Annotated in this window: 15 protein-coding genes; 9 read left to right on the top strand and 6 right to left on the bottom strand. The window is 60.7% G+C overall.

All coding sequences use genetic code 11. The features are described from left to right. The first annotated feature begins 161 nt into the window (after positions 1-161). The 7 genes from AC3WMT_RS03285 (at position 162) to AC3WMT_RS03255 (ending at position 8,225) form a co-directional block, all read left to right on the top strand. A complete protein-coding gene (locus AC3WMT_RS03285; RefSeq protein WP_103302903.1) occupies positions 162-1,820 on the top strand; it encodes a Na/Pi cotransporter family protein in 1,659 nt (552 codons plus the stop codon). Positions 1,821-1,997: 177 nt separating this feature from the next. Then, positions 1,998-3,407, top strand: coding sequence for a M16 family metallopeptidase (locus AC3WMT_RS03280; protein WP_103302904.1), 1,410 nt, complete (start codon positions 1,998-2,000; stop codon positions 3,405-3,407). Between the two features lie 225 nt (positions 3,408-3,632). Next, positions 3,633-4,661: a DUF5924 family protein gene (locus AC3WMT_RS03275; RefSeq protein WP_103302905.1), complete on the top strand. Its 1,029-nt coding sequence runs from the start codon at positions 3,633-3,635 to the stop codon at positions 4,659-4,661. Positions 4,662-4,716: 55 nt separating this feature from the next. Further along, entirely contained in the window at positions 4,717-5,865 is a 1,149-nt protein-coding gene (locus tag AC3WMT_RS03270; protein ID WP_103302906.1) for an ABC transporter permease, read from the top strand. Continuing rightward, positions 5,862-6,665, top strand: coding sequence for an ABC transporter ATP-binding protein (locus AC3WMT_RS03265; protein ID WP_103302907.1), 804 nt, complete (start codon positions 5,862-5,864; stop codon positions 6,663-6,665). The genes AC3WMT_RS03270 and AC3WMT_RS03265 overlap by 4 nt, the downstream gene beginning before the upstream one ends. A 1-nt stretch (position 6,666) precedes the next feature. After that, complete coding sequence (locus AC3WMT_RS03260) at positions 6,667-7,605, top strand: MlaD family protein (RefSeq protein WP_103302908.1); 939 nt, start codon at positions 6,667-6,669, stop codon at positions 7,603-7,605. Beyond that, positions 7,602-8,225, top strand: coding sequence for an ABC-type transport auxiliary lipoprotein family protein (locus AC3WMT_RS03255; protein WP_103302909.1), 624 nt, complete (start codon positions 7,602-7,604; stop codon positions 8,223-8,225). Before AC3WMT_RS03260 ends, AC3WMT_RS03255 begins: the two co-directional genes overlap by 4 nt. Before the next feature lie 115 nt (positions 8,226-8,340). Here the strand turns inward: AC3WMT_RS03255 and AC3WMT_RS03250 are convergent, their stop codons facing one another. The 5 genes from AC3WMT_RS03250 to AC3WMT_RS03230 form a co-directional block, all read right to left on the bottom strand. Beyond that, positions 8,341-9,570 carry a nucleoside recognition domain-containing protein gene (locus AC3WMT_RS03250; protein WP_103302910.1) on the bottom strand — a complete coding sequence of 410 codons (1,230 nt, stop codon included), beginning with the start codon at positions 9,568-9,570 and terminating at the stop codon, positions 8,341-8,343. Positions 9,571-9,773: 203 nt separating this feature from the next. Then, positions 9,774-11,105, bottom strand: coding sequence for a glutamate/aspartate:proton symporter GltP (gene gltP / locus AC3WMT_RS03245; protein ID WP_103302911.1), 1,332 nt, complete (start codon positions 11,103-11,105; stop codon positions 9,774-9,776). A gap of 703 nt (positions 11,106-11,808) precedes the next feature. Continuing rightward, the gene (locus AC3WMT_RS03240) at positions 11,809-12,273 is read right to left on the bottom strand and encodes an inhibitor of vertebrate lysozyme family protein (RefSeq protein ID WP_103302912.1); all 465 of its coding nucleotides are present in this window, start codon (positions 12,271-12,273) and stop codon (positions 11,809-11,811) included. A gap of 2 nt (positions 12,274-12,275) precedes the next feature. Continuing rightward, entirely contained in the window at positions 12,276-12,440 is a 165-nt protein-coding gene (locus tag AC3WMT_RS03235) for a DUF1328 domain-containing protein (protein WP_003177151.1), read from the bottom strand. Positions 12,441-12,513: 73 nt separating this feature from the next. Continuing rightward, the gene (locus AC3WMT_RS03230) at positions 12,514-12,798 is read right to left on the bottom strand and encodes a hypothetical protein (RefSeq protein ID WP_103302913.1); all 285 of its coding nucleotides are present in this window, start codon (positions 12,796-12,798) and stop codon (positions 12,514-12,516) included. Positions 12,799-13,225: 427 nt separating this feature from the next. Between AC3WMT_RS03230 and algB the strand changes: the two genes are divergently transcribed. Both algB and AC3WMT_RS03220 read left to right on the top strand, forming a co-directional pair. Beyond that, positions 13,226-14,572: a sigma-54-dependent response regulator transcription factor AlgB gene (gene algB / locus AC3WMT_RS03225; protein ID WP_025112294.1), complete on the top strand. Its 1,347-nt coding sequence runs from the start codon at positions 13,226-13,228 to the stop codon at positions 14,570-14,572. Positions 14,573-14,582: 10 nt separating this feature from the next. Beyond that, positions 14,583-16,373 carry a KinB sensor domain-containing domain gene (locus AC3WMT_RS03220; protein WP_103302914.1) on the top strand — a complete coding sequence of 597 codons (1,791 nt, stop codon included), beginning with the start codon at positions 14,583-14,585 and terminating at the stop codon, positions 16,371-16,373. Here AC3WMT_RS03220 and AC3WMT_RS03215 read toward each other — a convergent pair. Continuing rightward, on the bottom strand, positions 16,370-17,986 hold the full coding sequence (locus tag AC3WMT_RS03215) for an EAL domain-containing protein (RefSeq protein ID WP_103302915.1): 1,617 nt from the start codon (positions 17,984-17,986) through the stop codon (positions 16,370-16,372). The genes AC3WMT_RS03220 and AC3WMT_RS03215 overlap by 4 nt on opposite strands. Positions 17,987-18,045: the final 59 nt, after the last annotated feature.

Raw genomic sequence — 18,045 nt, 5'->3', positions numbered from 1 at the left:
CATGAAGCTGTTTTCATGACACTTTTGTTTCAATCGGCACTTTAGCTGTGCAATGCTGGCGCCCAGTCCGTTCGCCAACTACAGCTTAAGTATCAGAACGTAGAAACCGTGCGGTACCGTCAACTTGCTCCTCTGGAGCGCTGCTATTACAGGGGGTCTGCATGCTCACCCTGCTCAATCTGCTTTCCGCCGTCGCCCTGCTGATCTGGGGCACGCACATCGTCCGAACCGGCATCCTGCGGGTGTACGGCACCAATCTGCGCCATGTGATTGGCCAGAACATGTCCAAACGCTGGCTGGCCTTTGTCGCCGGCATCGTCGTCACGGCGATGGTGCAGAGCAGCAACGCCACCGCCATGCTCGTTACTTCTTTTGTCGGCCAGGGCCTGATGGCGCTGACACCGGCGCTGGCAACCATGCTTGGTGCCGACGTCGGCACGGCGCTGATGGCGCGGGTGTTGACGTTTGACTTGTCGTGGCTGTCGCCGCTGCTGATTTTCCTCGGGGTGATTTTCTTTCTGTCGCGCAAACAGACGCGGCTCGGGCAGATGGGCCGGGTCAGCATCGGTCTGGGGTTGATCATTCTCGCGTTGCAGCTGATCGTCGAAGCCGCTGCGCCGATCACCCATGCACAGGGCGTGAAAGTGATTTTCGCCTCGCTCACCGGTGACATCCTTCTCGACGCCCTGGTCGGCGCGCTGTTCGCGATGATTTCCTACTCCAGCCTCGCTGCCGTGTTGCTCACCGCCACACTGGCCGGAGCCGCCGTGATCAGCCTGCCAGTGGCGATCGGTCTGGTCATCGGTGCCAACATCGGCAGCGGCGTGCTGGCGTTCATGAGCACCAGCATGCAGAACGCCGCCGGCCGGCAAGTGGCGTTGGGCAGCCTGTTGTACAAACTGATCGGCCTGCTGCTGATCATTCCGGTGCTCGATCCGTTGGTGCACTGGATCGACAGCCTCGATTTCAGCCCGCAGGAAATGGTCATCGGCTTCCATCTGCTCTACAACACCGCGCGCTGTCTGATTCTGCTGCCGAGTGTCGGGCCGATGGCGCGGCTCTGCGCCTGGCTGCTGCCGGAGCGACCGGAGGTCAACGGCACCGCCAAACCGCGCCACCTCGACGCCACCGCATTGGTCACGCCGAGCCTGGCCTTGGCCAACGCCGCGCGGGAAACCCTGCGCATGGGTGATCTGCTCGACAACATGCTCGACGCGACGCTTGATGTGCTGCGCGGCAAGCAGACCGCCGTCACCCAGGAAATGCGCCGGCTGACCGACGACGTCGAAGCGCTGTACAGCGCGATCAAGCTGTATCTGGCGCAGATGCCTCGCGAGGACCTCGGCGAGCACGACAGTCGACGCTGGGCCGAGATCATCGAACTGGCGATCAACCTGAAACTGGCCGCCGATCTCATCGAACGCATGCTGCGCAAGATCCAGCAGCAGAAGACTTCGCAGCGCCGCTCGTTTTCCGAAGAAGGCCTGGAGGATCTGGCCGGGCTGCAGCAGCAACTGATCGCCAACCTGCGTCTGGGCTTGTCGGTGTTTCTCAGCGGTGATCGCGAAAGTGCCCGGCAATTGCTCCGGGAGAAACGTCGCTTTCGCGCCCAGGAACGCCGTTTGGCCCATGCGCATGTCAGTCGTCTGCAACGCAAGATCGTGCAGAGTATCGAGACCAGTTCGCTGCATCTGGAGTTGATTGCGGACATGAAGCGGCTTAACTCGCTGTTTTGCGGCAGCGCGTATGTGGTGCTGGAAACGACGGATACCGGCGCACTGGCAGCGGATGATATTGCCGACATCACGCATTCGCCTTGAACGTCTGGGGCCAGGGTCAGTCAGTAACACAGAGTTCAGCCTCAAAGGCCCCATCGCTGGCAAGCCAGCTGCCACAGGGTTTTGTGAGCGCCGCAAATCCTTGTGGGAGCTGGCTTGCCAGCGATGGGGCCCTGACTGACGACACGGATCTCCAAATCAGCCGTATGGAAGCCTGTTATGCGTTGCCTGTTGTTCGCTTGTCTGTTGCTTGGTTCCCTGCCCGCCTTCGCCCTGGATCGTTTCCAGGTCGAAGGTTATGCGCTGCCCAACGGTTTGCAGTTGCTGCTCAAACCCGGCACGGAACGCGGGCATGTGGCGATCCGACTGGTGGTCGGCGTCGGCCTCGACGATTTCGATTGCGATGAAAAAGAGCTGCCGCACCTGCTTGAGCACTTGCTGTTCAGCGGCATCGACGCCACTGGCGAAGGTGGCCTCGAAGAACGCATGCAGGCGCTGGGCGGCGAGTGGAATGCCTTCACCAGCAACGCCGACACCACATTCGTGATCGAAGCGCCGGCGAAAAACCAGCGCAAGGTGCTCGACCTGTTGCTTGATCTGTTGACCCAGACCCGCATCGACGACAATGCCATCAACGCCGCCAAACGCGTGGTCGAGCGCGAGGACGGCGGCCATTACACCAAGTTGCAACGTTTTCTCGACCGTCAGGACCTGGGCCACACCGCGAGCAATCAACTGGCGGTGGAACTGGGCCTGAAATGCCCGCAGCGGGCTGAAGTCGGCCACCTGACTCAGGCGCAACTGGAGAAGGTACGCAAGGCCTGGTACGCGCCAAACAACATGACCCTGATCGTCGTCGGCGAACTCGACAAGCTGCTGCCGGCTTATCTGGAACGCACCTGGGGCGCCCTCGAAGCGGTTGACCCGAGCGAACACCGACCTTTGCCGGACATCCGCATCAGTGCCGCCCATGAACGCACGCTCACCCGTGGTTTTATCGGCGACAGCGCCAAGCTGCACTGGCTGGTGCCGGAGCCGGTGCTGGATGATCAATATGACGAGACCTTCGACATCCTCAAGGACTACCTCGACTGGGCGCTGTACCGGCAAATCCGCCTGAACCACGGTTTGTCGTACGGGCCATGGGCCGAACGTGAAGTGTTTGGTGGCGTCGGTTTCATGAGCCTGAATGCCGATCTGGATCGCGATGACGTCGACGAAGCCATCCAGGTGCTGGAAGACCTCAAGGCCGACCTGCTGAAAAACGGCCTCGACGCCGACACCTTCGCCCGGATCAAACAGGCCGCCATCGCCCATCAGGCCTGGGCGGTGCAAGGCAACAGCGCGCTGGCCGATTATTACTGGAGCGCGCTGGGGGATTACGAGGATGGCCGCTTCGCCAATCCGGCGCGGGAGCTGCAAGGCGTGACGCTGGAAACGGCGAACAAAGCCATGCGTGAGTTGCTGCTGCAACCGGGGTATCTGCGGATCGAGAAGCCGTTGATCAGTGATGATCAGGTGTTGTGGCTGGTGGCGGGCGGGCTCGGTGTGGTGCTGCTGATCCTGATCGGCTGGCGGTTGCGCCGCCGCCACAAATCTGACCCGAGATCCAGACCCTGTGATGAATGAAACCTGTGAGGAAAATCTAGGATGAGAAGGTTCCTGTGGTGAGGGGATTTATCCCCGATGGGCTGCGCAGCGGCCCCTACCCCGATAAACCCATTCCTCCAGACAAAACGCATTCGCCGGATTTGCGACGGCTGCGCCGCCGATCGGGGATAAATCCCCTCGCCACAGGGGTTATGTGGCGGTAACCTTTCCGGGTTTTTTCCTACAGTGTCGTGATCCCCCAAAATGCCAAAACTGACCCTGCTGATCCAGCGCATTCTCGAACTGATGAAGCGCTACCCCGGGGTCATTGCGCTGGGTGGTTTCATCTCCGGGGTCGGCAGTTTCATTCTGGTCGACCGCCAGCAAGGGCTGGCGAGCTGGATCACCATCATCATGCTGCTGAGCTGGATCTGGCTGATGCTGGAAAACACCCTCACCGGCCTGTTCACCCGCGTGTTCAAACGGGAAATCCCCCAGCCGCTGCTGCGTTACGCGACGCAGATGATCCATCAGGAAAGCCTGTTTTTCGTTCTGCCCTTTTTCTTCATCACCACGACGTGGAACAGCGGCCAGTTGATTTTCACCGGCCTGCTCAGCGTCGCGGCGTTGATCTCGATCGTTGATCCGCTCTATTACAAATGGCTGGCGCCACGGCGCTGGGCCTTTCTCGCGTTGCACACGCTGACCCTGTTCGCCGCCCTGCTCACCGCGCTGCCAGTGATCATGCACCTGACCACCTCGCAGAGCTTCAAATGGGCGCTGGGCATTTCCGTGTTGTTGTCGTTCCCGAGTCTGGCGTCGATCTTCCCGATCCGCACCGTGCGTAACGCTCTGGCGATTCTGTGCATCACCGTCGGCATCGGCGGTGTCGGTTGGGTGCTGCGTTCGTGGGTGCCACCGGCGACGCTGTGGATGACCGACGTGGCGATCAGCACGCAATTGCAGGATCGCACCCCCGGCGCCAGCCTCGACGAGGTCAGCGCCGAGCAGATCCGCAACGGCGGGCTCTACGCCTATACCGCGATCAATGCACCGCGTGGGCTCGATGAGCGGATTTATCACGTCTGGCAGTTCAACGGCAAAGAGGTCGACCGCATCGCCCTCGACATCCACGGTGGGCGCAAGGAAGGCTACCGGGCGTGGACGCACAAGCAGAATTTCCCCGGCAACCCGGCGGGCAAATGGCAAGTCCGGGTGCTCACCGAGGACGGCCAAGTGATCGGCGTGCTGCGTTTCGAAGTGACGGACAGCACAGCGACCAAAGAAAAGTAATCGGGTTCGTGCTATTACGTATGCCAGCGTATTTAGCCGATAAAGCACGGAGCTTATGACCAGCAGCTCGATGACAGGCAGTGCCCAACTGGACACGTCGATCAGCCCTGCCCGCCTGCGGGTTTCCGGGGACTGGACGCTTGCCCATTACGCCGAGCTCAAGCAACTGACCGAAAAGCTCCACGGCCAGTACGACACCGCTACCTCGATCGACCTCAACGGTCTCGGCGCCCTCGACACCGCTGGCGCCTCCTTGCTGGTCGAGCTGCTCGGTTCCGAGCGCCTCGGCAAATCCGCCGAACACCCCGATTGCACGATTTCCCAGGCTGACCGCGCCCTGCTGCAAACCGTGTATCAGTCGATGACCGACTTCTGTGTGCCGATCAAAGAGCCGGAAGTCAGCGTCAGCGTGCAACTGCTGACGCGCATCGGCCGCGCCGTGGACACGGTCTGGCAGGACACCCTGCAAGTGCTGGGCTTCATCGGCCTGATCCTCGAAACCATCGCCCGTGGACTGTTCCGGCCCAAGCGCTGGCGGATCACGCCGATGATTGCCCACATTGAACAGACCGGCCTCGATGCCGCACCGATTGTGGCGTTGCTGACCTTTTTGGTCGGCGCCGTGGTGGCCTTCCTCGGCGCGACGGTGCTCGCCAGTTTCGGCGCGACGATTTTTACCGTGGACCTGGTGGGCTTCTCGTTTTTGCGCGAGTTCGGCGTGTTGCTGACGGCGATCCTGATGGCCGGGCGCACCGCCAGTGCCTTTACCGCGCAGATCGGCTCGATGAAGGCCAACGAAGAGATCGACGCGATTCGCACGCTGGGCCTCGACCCCGTCGAGTTGCTGGTGGTGCCACGGGTGCTGGCGATGCTGGTGGCGCTGCCGATGCTGACGTTTCTGGCGATGCTCTGCGGGATCATTGGCGGCGGCGTGGTCTGCGCGGTGTCGCTGGGGATTTCCCCGGCGATGTTCCTCTCGGTGCTGCAAGCCGACATCGGCATTCAGCATTTTCTGGTGGGTCTGGTGAAAGCCCCGGTCTTCGCCTTCCTTATCGCGACGATTGGCTGTCTGGAAGGCTTCAAGGTCAGCGGCAGCGCCGAATCGGTCGGTGCTCACACCACCTCGGCGGTGGTGCAGTCGATTTTCGTGGTGATCGTGCTTGATGCGGTGGCCGCGCTGTTCTTCATGGAGATGGGCTGGTGAGTCGTCTACCCCGCGCGCCCTCGGAGGCGGTGATTGAAGTCCGTGGCCTGTGCAATCGCTTCGGCAGCCAGAGCGTGCACGAGAACCTCGATCTGGATTTGTACAAAGGCGAGATTCTCGCCGTGGTCGGCGGCTCCGGCAGCGGCAAGTCGGTGTTGCTGCGCAGCATCGTCGGCCTGCGCCGGCCCAGCGAAGGTCTGGTCAAAGTGTTCGGGCAAAACCTGCCGAGCCTGTCCGAGCATGAGCGTTCGCTGGTCGAACGGCGTTTTGGCGTGCTGTTCCAGAAAGGCGCGCTGTTCTCTTCGCTGACCGTTACCGAGAACGTCGCCCTGCCCCTCATCGAACACGCCGGCCTCAGCCGCGAAGACGCCGAACATCTTGCGGCAGTCAAACTGGCGCTGGCCGGGCTGCCGCTGTCGGCGGCGGACAAGTACCCGGCCTCGCTGTCCGGCGGCATGATCAAGCGTGCGGCGCTGGCCCGGGCGCTGGCGCTGGATCCGGACATCCTGTTTCTCGATGAACCCACCGCCGGCCTCGATCCGATCGGCGCGGCGCAGTTCGATCAACTGATCCTGACCCTGCGCGATGCGCTGGGCCTGAGCGTGTTTCTGGTGACCCACGACCTCGACACGCTCTACACCATCACCGACCGCGTGGCGGTGCTGGCGCAGAAGAAAGTACTGGTTGCCGGCCCCATCGACGTTGTTTCCGAAACCAACGACGCGTGGATTCACGAATACTTCCACGGCCCGCGCGGCCGCTCGGCGCTGGACGCCGCCAAATTGCTCAACGAGGTCTGACATGGAAACCCGAGCCCATCATGTGTTGATCGGCCTGTTCTCGGTGATAGTGGTGGCGGGCGCCCTGCTCTTCGGCCTGTGGCTGGCCAAGTCCAGCGTCGACACTGAGTTCAAGGATTACGAAATCGTCTTCAACGAGGCGGTCAGCGGCCTGTCCAAGGGCAGCCCGGTGCAGTACAGCGGGATCAAGGTCGGCGACGTGGTCAGCCTGCGCCTCGACCCCAAGGACCCGCGCCGGGTGCTGGCGCGGATTCGGCTGGGCGGCGACACGCCGGTCAAGGAAGACACCCAGGCCAAACTGGCGCTGGCCGGGATCACCGGCACCTCGATCATCCAGCTCAGCGGCGGTACGCCAGACAGCCCGCAATTACGTGGCCACGACGGCAAGCTGCCGATCATCGTCGCCTCGCCCTCGCCTATTTCGCGGCTGCTCAACGACAGCAACGACTTGATGAGCGGGATCAGTTCTTTGCTGGGCAACGCCAATCAGATGTTCTCCGCCGAGAACGTCGAGCGCGTCAGCAAAACCCTGGCGCATCTGGAGCAGACCACCGGCTCGATCAATGATCAGCGCGGCGATCTGCGTCAGGCCATGCAGCAACTGGCGGCAGTCGGCAAACAGGCCGGCAGCATGCTCGAACAGACCTCGGCGTTGATGCGCAACGCCAACGGCTTGCTCAACGATCAGGGCAAACAAGCGCTGGGCAGCGCCGAGCAGGCGATGAAATCGCTGGAGCAGAGCAGCGCCACGATCAACACCTTGCTGAGTAAAAACCAGAACTCCCTCGACAACGGCATGCAAGGCCTCAACGGCCTGGCTCCGGCGATCCGCGAATTGCGCGAAACCCTGACCTCGCTGCGCGCCATCTCTCAACGTCTGGAGGCCAACCCGAGCGGTTACCTGCTGGGCAGTGACAAGAACAAGGAGTTCACGCCATGAAGCTGACTCGCCTCGCCCTCCTCGCCGGTTTTACGCTGATCGCGGCGTGCTCGATCCTGCCCAAGTCGGAACCATCGGATGTTTATCGCCTGCCGATCACTCAGGCGCCCGCCTCGACCAGTGCGGCGGCCACGCAACACTGGTCGCTGCGTTTGAACAAGTTGCAGGCCAGCGAAGCGCTGAACCGAGCGAACATCGCCGTCATCCCGCAAGGCGATGTGATCAGCAGCTACAAGGCTTCGCGCTGGAGCGATCCGGCACCGGTGCTGCTGCGCAATCGCTTGCTGGACGGCTTTGCCCGTGATGGTCGGGTGACGTTGCTGAGTACCGATGACAGCAATTTTGCGGCGGATCTGGAACTGGGCGGGAATTTGCAGGCGTTTCAGACGGAATATCAGGGAAATCAGGCCAGCGTCGTGGTGCGCCTCGATGCGTTGATCGTGCGTGGTTATGACCAGCGGATTCTCGCCAGTCGGCGCTTTGAGGAGCGTCAGCCACTGAGTGATGTGCAGGTGCCAGCGGTGGTCGCCGGGTTTGGTCAGGCCAGTGATCGCCTGACCGCGAAAGTCGTGGCGTGGGCCGTGGGCCAAGGCCAAAAATTGGCCCCGCAAAAGCCTTAAGCCCAACACAATCCCTGTGGGAGCGGGCTTGCCCGCGATGGCGGTGTGTCAGTCACCAGAGGTTCTGGCTGTGCTGTCCTCATCGCTGGCAAGCCAGCTCCCACAGGGTTTTCTATTAGCCGAAGAACCAGTAGCAGACTGCAATGGCGCCAATTACGCCGGCCAGCTCCGCCAGCAACGCACACCCTACGGCATGCCGCGCCCGCTGAATCCCTACCGCTCCGAAATACACCGCCAGCACATAAAACGTGGTCTCGGTACTGCCCTGAATCGTCGCCGCCACCAGCGCCGGGAAGCTATCGACCCCCGACGTCTTCATGGTTTCAATCAGCATCGCCCGGGCGGCGCTGCCGGAGAACGGTTTGACCATCGCTGTCGGCAACGCATCGACAAATCGCGTGTCCCAACCGGCCCACTCGACCAGATGGCGAATCCCGTCCAGGCCAAAGTCCAGCGCCCCGGAGGCACGCAGCACGCCGATGGCGCAGAGCATCGCCACCAGATACGGCAAAAGGTTCTTGGCGACGTCGAAGCCTTCCTTCGCGCCCTCGACGAACGCTTCGTAGACCTTGACCTTGCGCAGCGCACCGATCAGCAGAAACAGCATGATCAGGCCGAACAGCGTCAGGTTGCCAAGGATCGACGAAAGCCCCGCCAGCGCTGTCGCCGACATCGTCGCCAGCAACGCCATGAAGCCACCCAGGATCAGTGCGCCGGGAATCAGATAAGCCAGCACCACCGGATCCCAGATCCGCAGGCGCTGCATGAACGCCACCGAGAGGAAGCCGACGATGGTCGAGCAACTGGTCGCCAGCAGAATCGGCAGGAACACCAGCGTCGGGTCCGGCGCGCCTTGCTGGGCGCGGTACATGAAGATCGTCACCGGCAGCAGCGTCAGCGAGGAGGCGTTGAGCACCAGAAAGAGGATTTGTGCATTGCTGGCGATGGTGCTGCTGGGATTGAGCTCCTGCAGCGCCTTCATGGCTTTCAGGCCGATTGGCGTGGCGGCGTTGTCGAGGCCCAGGCCATTGGCGGCGAAGTTCAGGGTGATCAGGCCAAGGGCCGGGTGACCCGCCGGGACTTCCGGCATCAAGCGCAGAAACAGCGGCCCCAACACCTTGGCCAGCCATTCGACGATCCCGGCCTTCTCGGCGATGCGCAGAAAGCCCAGCCAGAGGGTGAGGGTGCCGAACAGCAGCACCATGACTTCGACCGACAGCTTGGCCATGGCAAAAATGCTTTCCACCATCGCCGCGAAGATTCCGGCGTTACCGCCGACCAGCCACTGCACCAGCGCAGATATTGCTGCAACGACGAAGAAGCCAAGCCACAGGCCATTAAGCATCAGTCAAATCCCCCGGAAGATGCGGCGAATGATAGCGGGGTCGCCAGAAACGACAAACCCCGGATTTCTCCGGGGTTCGTTTAGAACGGTTGGCAGCGATCACTGTGGGAGCGGGCTTGCCCGCGATGGCGGTGTGTCAGTCAACAAAGATGTTGAATGTGCTGACCTCATCGCTGGCAAGCCAGCTCCCACAGGGTCTGGGATTACTGCTTGGAAGTCTCGCCAGCCGGCAGTTTTTCCTTGCTGCGCCAGTGTGGCAGGGAGTTCCAGTAGCGCTGGCCCTTGGCGTCGTCGTACATGCCTTCCCAGCGTGCGATAACCAGCACGGCGAGGGCGTTGCCGATCACGTTCAGTGCGGTACGCGCCATGTCCATGATGCGGTCGACACCGGCGATGAACGCCAGGCCTTCCAGCGGGATACCGACGCTGCCCAAAGTGGCCAGCAGCACCACGAAGGAAACGCCCGGTACGCCGGCGATACCTTTGGAGGTAACCATCAGGGTCAGCACCAGCAGCAGTTGCTGGCTGATCGACAGGTCGATGCCGTACAGCTGGGCAATGAAGATCGCCGCGATGGACTGGTACAGGGTCGAACCGTCGAGGTTGAACGAGTAACCGGTTGGCACCACGAAGCTGCAGATGGCTTTCGGCGCACCGTAGGCTTCCATCTTCTCGATCACCCGTGGCAGCACGGTTTCGGACGAAGCGGTGGAGTAGGCCAGCACCAGCTCATCCTTGAAGATGCGCATCAGCTTGAGCACCGAGAAGCCGAACAGCTTGGCGATCAGGCCCAGCACGACGAAGGCGAAGAAGGCGATGGCGACGTAAACCAGGATCACCAGCTTGGCCAGCGGCAGCAGCGAGGCGAAGCCGAAGTTGGCGACAGTCACCGCGATCAGAGCGAATACGCCGATCGGGGCGTAGTTCATGATCATGTGGGTGACTTTGAACATGCTCTCCGAAACGCCCTGGAACATCTTCACCAGCGGCTCGCGCAGGTCCGACTGCAGGCTCGACAGACCGAGACCGAACAGCACGGAGAAGAAGATGATCGGCAGCATTTCGCCGCGGGCCATGGCCGCGAAGATGTTCGACGGGATCAGGTTGAGGATGGTCTCGATGAACGCGTGTTCATGCTGTACTTCGGCGGCGGTCGCCTGGTACTTGGAGATGTCCACCGTGCCCAGGGTGCTCATGTCGATGCCGGTGCCCGGATGGAACAGGTTGGCCAGCAGCAGGCCGACAACAATGGCGATGGTGGTGACGATTTCGAAATAGATGATCGTCTTCAGGCCGATACGCCCGAGCTTCTTGGCGTCGCCCACGCCGGCGATGCCGACGATGAGGGAGGAGATGACGATCGGGATCACGATCATCTTGATCAGACGGATAAAGATATCGCCTGCCGGTTGCAGGACGTTGCTGATCCACCAGGCCTTCTCGGCACTGAAGTGGTTGAGCAACGCACCAATTGCAATCCCTAGAACCAGACCGATTAGGATCTGCCAGGCGAGGCTGAGTTTTGCCTTCTTCATTATCTTTACCCTTACTTGCGTTTGACTCAGGCACATGCAGGAACTGGAACGCTCTTTAGCGGAAAAGTCTGTGCATCTGCCTCCGTATAAGGTGCCCCGAAGCGCGTATTTACGGCTCTTCGGCAGGCGAAAAAAGGCGCAACTATTCCGATGCAGGGTTGCGCCGTCTAATGCCGTAAACGCCTACCCTATGCCGAATCGGCATGAGCTTTTTTAAATGAAACTGACGTCCCAACCGGTTCGATTGCGACATTTCAGCCGGCATAAGTGCCGTGAACCGGCCATCACAGCGTAGATTGGTTATTTTCTGAACGAAAATTTTCGACGGAAATTTTAGGAAAAAGCCTACATAAAGGAGCGAGAAGTCCCACAGATAAAATGGTCTCTTTGTCGATATACGGTCGCCACGAAACACCGCGTAATGTTTTCGCGCGCAGTGTGAGCGATAAAAAGAAGGGTTGAAACGCTCTGGATCAATGTTTTGATCGGTTTAAAGCTCAGCGCAAGTCCGTCGAACCGCTGTGGGCCGGCGAACCTGCGACGCAGCTTTTACCCTGACCCGGCCCTCATCGCAGGCACTCCCTGTACCCGTAGGTCACTCCGACCCTGAAACAGTCAGAACGTCCCGGCCCCCTGGTCATGCGCCTGCCTTCCTCAGGTGAGCGCAATGGAAGGCAGCAGGGCTGCTGCCTTCATGTTCGAATCAATACCACTTGGGATCTTTTTTCAGGGTTTCCATCAAAAGATCCTGCATGCCCTGATCAGGTTTGCCGAGGAAGCGGTAGGTGGCATGTCGCGTTGGCGACTTGTCGGCCGGCAGTCCTTCGGGCACATCGACGAGCATGGCGTAAGCGTCTTTCTTGTCGAAACTGAACGCGACGATCAAGCGATGGTTCAGGCACTTGTCTGCAGATTCACACAGGGGGCCAACCAGATACTTGTCGCCATCTTCAGTCACGGCATTCATCTGTTGGTCCGGCGTGCCGGACAGGTTCATCACCCATTCCGGCAGGCGTTCTTCCTTTTTCACCACGCCTTCCCAGGTCTCCCGGTATTGCGGGTCGGAACTCAACAGCTCGTTGACTCGGGTCTGGCCATCATTGGCCGCCATCGCCATGGCACTACCGCCCAGAAGCAGGGCGGCTGCCAGTGTCTTTAAAGCGATCATCGTTAACCTCGGCCGCGACGGCCAAAGAAGAAGGAAGCGATGAACATCACCAGGAACACGACAAACAGAATCTTGGCGATACCCGTGGCGGTGCCCGCGATACCACCGAAGCCCAGTACTGCAGCGATGATGGCAATGATCAAGAATGTAATTGCCCAGCTCAACATGGTGATTCTCCTTACTTCTCTATTTAGGGATGCTGCTTGTTCCGGCGCATCGCGCCCGAATTTGTTCAATCAGTCAGAAAACCCAGCGCTCTTCACGTGGCATCTGGTCCAGTGGTTGCGCTTGGTCGACGTCCATCATGCGCATCGAGGCGCTCTCGGCCTGGCTGCTGCTGACGGCGCTGAAATGCTTCTGCGTGCTGTGCTGGATCGAGATCAGCGGCTCAGGCTTCTGGCTGTTTTCCCAGCTCAGGTATTGCTGGCACACGATCAGGGTGATCAACAGCGCAAGTACGCCAAACAGGCCTTGCTGGAGATGCAGTGGCGAGATACGCACTTGGGCGGCACGTTGGCGAGTCATCCTGGGTTCCTCACTCTTATTCGGTTGGGGCAGTGCTGATCTGCCCGGGCTGAATGAGGTATTGCAGGCTGCATGCCAATTTTTTAATTAAAAAATATTCAATAAAATCAATGGCTTATAAGCTGTTGAAAAACTGTCTGCGACGCATCCTGCACGATGGGTTATCCAGGGTCGTGCGGAATGCACGATTATTTCGTAGGAGAATTCATTCTTATGGAATTGAGAGCGGGGCGCGGATGTCAGAAAAGTACGCAGGGAATACCCTGCAAATCGGCTTTTGTTTAAAAAACCAACAAAATCAGTGAATTAGCCGTAAAGGCATGAGAGAGCTACCCTCCTATGGCTGGCATCGTTCAGAATCAACCATGCAACTTGCCCGATTTCTCCGGGACTAACCCAAGACCAATCTTTATGGAGCGTAGGAAAAATGGAATCTGCCACTGAGCATCAAGGCCGCATTCTGCTGGTGGATGATGAATCCGCCATCCTGCGAACTTTCCGTTATTGCCTCGAAGACGAAGGTTATACGGTGGCCACCGCCAACAGCGCAGCGCAGGCCGACGCACTGCTGCAGCGTCAGGTGTTCGATTTGTGCTTTCTGGATTTGCGTCTGGGCGAAGACAACGGCCTCGACGTATTGGCACAAATGCGCATTCAGGCGCCATGGATGCGGGTGGTGATCGTCACCGCCCACTCGGCGGTCGATACCGCCGTGGATGCCATCCAGGCTGGCGCCGCCGACTATCTGGTCAAGCCGTGCAGCCCCGATCAACTGCGTCTGGCGACGGCCAAGCAACTGGAAGTGCGTCAACTCTCGGCGCGTCTCGAAGCCCTTGAAGGTGAGATCCGCAAACCGAAAGACGGCCTCGACTCCCACAGCCCGGCGATGAAAGTCGTGCTGGAGACTGCGCGCCAGGTGGCGAGCACTGATGCCAACATTCTTATTCTCGGCGAGTCCGGTACCGGTAAAGGCGAGCTGGCCCGGGCGATTCACGGCTGGAGCAAGCGCGAGAAGAAATCCTGCGTGACCATCAACTGCCCGTCGTTGACTGCCGAACTGATGGAAAGCGAGCTGTTCGGCCACAGCCGTGGCGCGTTTACCGGCGCCAGCGAAAGTACGCTGGGCCGAGTCAACCAAGCCGATGGCGGCACGCTGTTTCTCGACGAGATCGGCGATTTTCCTTTGACTTTGCAACCCAAGTTGCTGCGTTTTATTCAGGACAAGGAATACGAGCGGGTAGGCGATCCGGTCACCCGTCGCGCTGATGTGCGCATTCTGGCGGCAACCAACCTCAATCTCGAAGACATGGTCCGTGACGGTCGTTTCCGTGAAGACCTGCTCTATCGCCTGAACGTCATCACCCTGCACCTGCCGCCGCTGCGTGAGCGCGCCGAGGACATCCTGACCCTGGCCGACCGCTTCCTCGCCCGCTTCGTCAAGGAGTACGCGCGCCCGGCGCGGGGCTTCAGTGACGAGGCTCGCGAGGCACTGCTCGGCTACCGCTGGCCCGGTAACATTCGTGAGCTGCGCAACGTGGTCGAGCGGGCGAGCATCATCTGCCCGCAGGAACGTGTCGAAATCAGCCACCTGGGCATGGCCGAACAACCGGCCAACAACGCCCCCCGGGTCGGCGCAGCACTGAGCCTGGACGAGTTGGAAAAGGCCCACATCGGCGCCGTCCTCGCCACCGCTGGCACGCTGGATCAAGCCGCGAAAACCCTGGGCATCGACGCCTCGACCCTGTATCGCAAGCGCAAGCAGTACAACCTGTGAGCGCGCCACGATGAAACTGGCGATGAAGTTGCGGACCCGGTTGTTCCTGAGCATTTCCGCACTGATCACCGTGGCCTTGCTTGGGCTGTTGCTCGGGCTGGTCAGCGTGATGCAGATGGCCGGAACCCAGGAAGCGCTGGTGCGCAGCAACTTCGTCACCCTTGATCTGGGGCTCAAGCTGCGCCAGACCTTGGGCGATCAGCTGATCATCATGCTCGCGGAAAAGCCTGATCCCGTTGCATTCGAAGCCTCCAAGCAGCATTACTTTCAGCTCCTCGACGAAGGCATCGCCCAGGAGCAGAAGGGTGATGGCCGCTTGTATGGCTTCACTCAGGCCAAGGCGGATTACCTGAGTTTTCTGCAGGCGTTCGACCTGTCCCGTGATCCGGCCACGTCGTTGAGCAGCAATGCCGACTTCCGTGAGCGCTTCAACACCCTGCGCAACGGACTGATTACCGAACACAAGCACGCACTCGACAACATCAATCTGGTTCAACATGACGCCCGCGACCGGGCGCTGTTGGTGGCTGGTCTGCTTGGGTTGGTCGGGCTGGCGGTGTTGATCATCGGCTTCGTCACGGCCCACGGCATTGCCCGACGTTTTGGCGCGCCGATTGAGGCGCTGGCGCATGCGGCGGACAACATCGGTCAAGGCAATTTCGAAGTGACCCTGCCGATTTCCTCGGCGATGGAAATGAATCAACTGACCAAGCGGTTCGGGCTGATGGCCGAAGCGTTGCGCGAACATCAGGCGACCAACATCGACGAACTGCTGGCCGGCCAGCAACGCTTGCAAGCGGTGCTCGACAGCATCGACGACGGCTTGTTGATGATCGACCGCCAGGGACATCTGGAACACCTCAACCCGGTGGCCCAGCGCCAATTGGGCTGGGACGACGACCGTCTCGGTCAGGGTCTGGGCGCGGCCCTTGAACGACCGGAGCTGGATGCGCAGCTGCAACTGGTGCTGCGCGGCGGCACCCTGGAGCGGGCGCCGGAGGACCTGAGCATCGAAGTCGACGGCGAATCGCGCCTGCTGACGTACAGCCTGACGCCGGTCAGCCACACGCAGGGCCACATCCTCGGCGCGGTGATGGTGCTGCACGACGTGACTGAACAGCGTGCATTCGAGCGGGTCCGCAGCGAGTTCGTGCTGCGTGCCTCCCATGAACTGCGCACGCCAGTTACCGGCATGCACATGGCGTTCGGTCTGTTCCGTGAGCGGGCGAAGTTTGCGCCTGAGTCACGCGAGGCGGACCTGCTCGACACGGTCAACGAAGAAATGCAGCGCCTGATGCAGTTGATCAACGACTTGCTCAACTTTTCGCGCTACCAGAACGGTTTGCAGAAGCTGACACTGGCGCCGTGCTCCATCGAGGACTTGCTGGAGCAGGCGCAGTCGCGCTTTGCCGAGACAGCAGCGGAGAGAGGCATCGCCCTGAAGGTGGAAGTGCAGGGGCCGCTGCCGCGTTTGCAGGCGGATCAAGCGCAACTGGATCGGGTACTCGACAATTTGATCGACAACGCCATGCGCCACACCGCCCGCGACGGCCAGATCCGTTTGCAGGCGCGTCGCCATGGCGAACGGGTGATCATCAGCGTCGAAGACAACGGCGAAGGCATTGCCTATGGCCAGCAAGGGCGGATCTTCGAACCGTTTGTGCAGGTCGGGCGCAAGAAGGGTGGAGCCGGGCTGGGTTTGGCGCTGTGCAAGGAAATCGTTCAGTTGCATGGCGGGCGGATGGGGGTTTACTCGCGGCCGGGGCAGGGTACGCAGTTTTATATGGCGCTCGCCGTCTAGGCTTCGTCATCCAGCCGGCGCCCTGCGAGGCGGCGCCCGCGAGTGATCAGCTCAATGAACTGCACTGCGCTCAGGGCATGGGCGAACAGCCAGCCCTGACCGAATTTCACCCCTTCACTGCTGAGCAATATAGCTTGCGACTCAAGCTCGATACCCTCGGCGATCACCTTCAGATCCAGTGCTTGGGCCATATGGATGATGTGCGGGGCGACGCCGCTGCTGGCGGCGTCATGGCCGAGGGCGTCGATGAACGCCTTGTCGATTTTCAGGCAATCTACCGGCAGCGTTTGCAGGTAGGCGAGGCTGCAATAGCCGGTGCCGAAGTCATCGATCAGCACCTGATGGCCGACATCGCGCAACGCTTGCAGGTTTTCCCGCGCCACCACCACATCAATCAAGCCGCGTTCGGTGACCTCGAAGGCAATCTGCTTGGCCGCGACTCTGTGCAGGCTCAGCAGCCGCGCCATGACTTGACCGATGCGCGGCACCATCACGTCGCAGGCCGCGAGGTTGACCGAGATATACAACTGCGGATTGGCGCGCAACACCGGCCCCAACTGCTCGAGTAAACGCTGGAGGACGAAGTCGGTCATCTGGCGGATCTGCCCGGTATTTTCCGCCAGCGGAATGAACAGGTCAGGGCTGGTCAATGTGCCGTCCGGACGGCGCCAGCGCAGCAGCGCTTCGGCGCCTACACAGTTGCGGCTGTCGAGGTCGAAGATCGGCTGATAGAGCACCTGCAACTCACCGCGGCGGATGGCACCGTGCAGTTCGGCGTCCAGTGACTGGCGCTGGCGAACCAGGAGAAACACGACGAAACCGACGAAGGCGCCGAGCCCCAGACAGACCGGAACCATCCACCACCAGATGGCGGGGATGTGCATGCCGGTGCGTGGTGTGATCAGCACCAGCTGATATTCCGGGTTGTTGGTGGGCATACGGTAGATCAGCCGGGTCTGGGTGACTTGCAAGGCGTCGCGGCTTTTCGGTGGCCAGTGTTCGCTCGGTGGCCAGACCTGATCTGCACCGAGAACCGGAATCGCCCGGGTGCCGTGATCCAGCACTACCAACAGACTGCTGCCGGGGGACAGGTCGACCATGTCAGTCAGATGCCCGCGCGAGGTGGCGACGCGGAAATTGCCGCGACCGAGCATCAGCGCGGCGCGGTTTTCATCGGGTTCGGTGGTGGTGTTCAGCCAGTAACTGTAGGTCGGGCCTTTGATGTCGGGCGCGCGGACAACCGACATGCCTTCCTGGCGCGGACGGTTGGAGCAAATCCGCGAGGCGTCCATGTAGGCGGCTTCATAGACGAAGCGATAGTTGAAGGTGACTTGCCGCAGCGTGGCGATCATTTCGTCATCGCAACTGCGCAGGGGCTGGGCTTCCAAATCGTCGAGGCTTTCGCGCAACTGGCCGAACAGTTGCTCGAGGCGGGCGAGGAATCGCTCGCCCTGGGCATTCATGACTTGGCTTTCGCTTTGCTCGACCTGACGCATGGCCACGAACATCCCACCGGCGATCAGCAGGCTGGCACTGAGGACAGCCGCGATCATCGCCAAAAACCACGGGCGATAAAACCAGCTACGCAGCGTCGCTCGGGTAGCAACCATCATGGAATATCCGAAGAATTACCAATGAGTTATAGCTGCTGATTGCAATCTCGCCCTGACCG

This window comes from Pseudomonas sp. FW305-7 (assembly GCF_058786735.1).
The sequence above is the reverse complement of the archived record's forward strand: the minus strand, read 5'-3'. Positions and strand labels throughout refer to the sequence as shown.

Excerpts from the sequence above, each read along its gene's own strand:
- AC3WMT_RS03285 (WP_103302903.1), top strand. The coding sequence starts at position 162 with ATGCTCACCCTGCTCAATCTGCTTTCCGCCGTCGCCCTGCTGATCTGG.
- AC3WMT_RS03280 (WP_103302904.1), top strand. The coding sequence starts at position 1,998 with ATGCGTTGCCTGTTGTTCGCTTGTCTGTTGCTTGGTTCCCTGCCCGCC.
- AC3WMT_RS03275 (WP_103302905.1), top strand. The coding sequence starts at position 3,633 with ATGCCAAAACTGACCCTGCTGATCCAGCGCATTCTCGAACTGATGAAG.
- AC3WMT_RS03270 (WP_103302906.1), top strand. The coding sequence starts at position 4,717 with ATGACCAGCAGCTCGATGACAGGCAGTGCCCAACTGGACACGTCGATC.
- AC3WMT_RS03260 (WP_103302908.1), top strand. The coding sequence starts at position 6,667 with ATGGAAACCCGAGCCCATCATGTGTTGATCGGCCTGTTCTCGGTGATA.
- AC3WMT_RS03255 (WP_103302909.1), top strand. The coding sequence starts at position 7,602 with ATGAAGCTGACTCGCCTCGCCCTCCTCGCCGGTTTTACGCTGATCGCG.
- AC3WMT_RS03250 (WP_103302910.1), bottom strand. The coding sequence starts at position 9,570 with ATGCTTAATGGCCTGTGGCTTGGCTTCTTCGTCGTTGCAGCAATATCT.
- gltP (WP_103302911.1), bottom strand. The coding sequence starts at position 11,105 with ATGAAGAAGGCAAAACTCAGCCTCGCCTGGCAGATCCTAATCGGTCTG.
- AC3WMT_RS03240 (WP_103302912.1), bottom strand. The coding sequence starts at position 12,273 with ATGATCGCTTTAAAGACACTGGCAGCCGCCCTGCTTCTGGGCGGTAGT.
- AC3WMT_RS03235 (WP_003177151.1), bottom strand. The coding sequence starts at position 12,440 with ATGTTGAGCTGGGCAATTACATTCTTGATCATTGCCATCATCGCTGCA.
- AC3WMT_RS03230 (WP_103302913.1), bottom strand. The coding sequence starts at position 12,798 with ATGACTCGCCAACGTGCCGCCCAAGTGCGTATCTCGCCACTGCATCTC.
- algB (WP_025112294.1), top strand. The coding sequence starts at position 13,226 with ATGGAATCTGCCACTGAGCATCAAGGCCGCATTCTGCTGGTGGATGAT.
- AC3WMT_RS03220 (WP_103302914.1), top strand. The coding sequence starts at position 14,583 with ATGAAACTGGCGATGAAGTTGCGGACCCGGTTGTTCCTGAGCATTTCC.
- AC3WMT_RS03215 (WP_103302915.1), bottom strand. The coding sequence starts at position 17,986 with ATGATGGTTGCTACCCGAGCGACGCTGCGTAGCTGGTTTTATCGCCCG.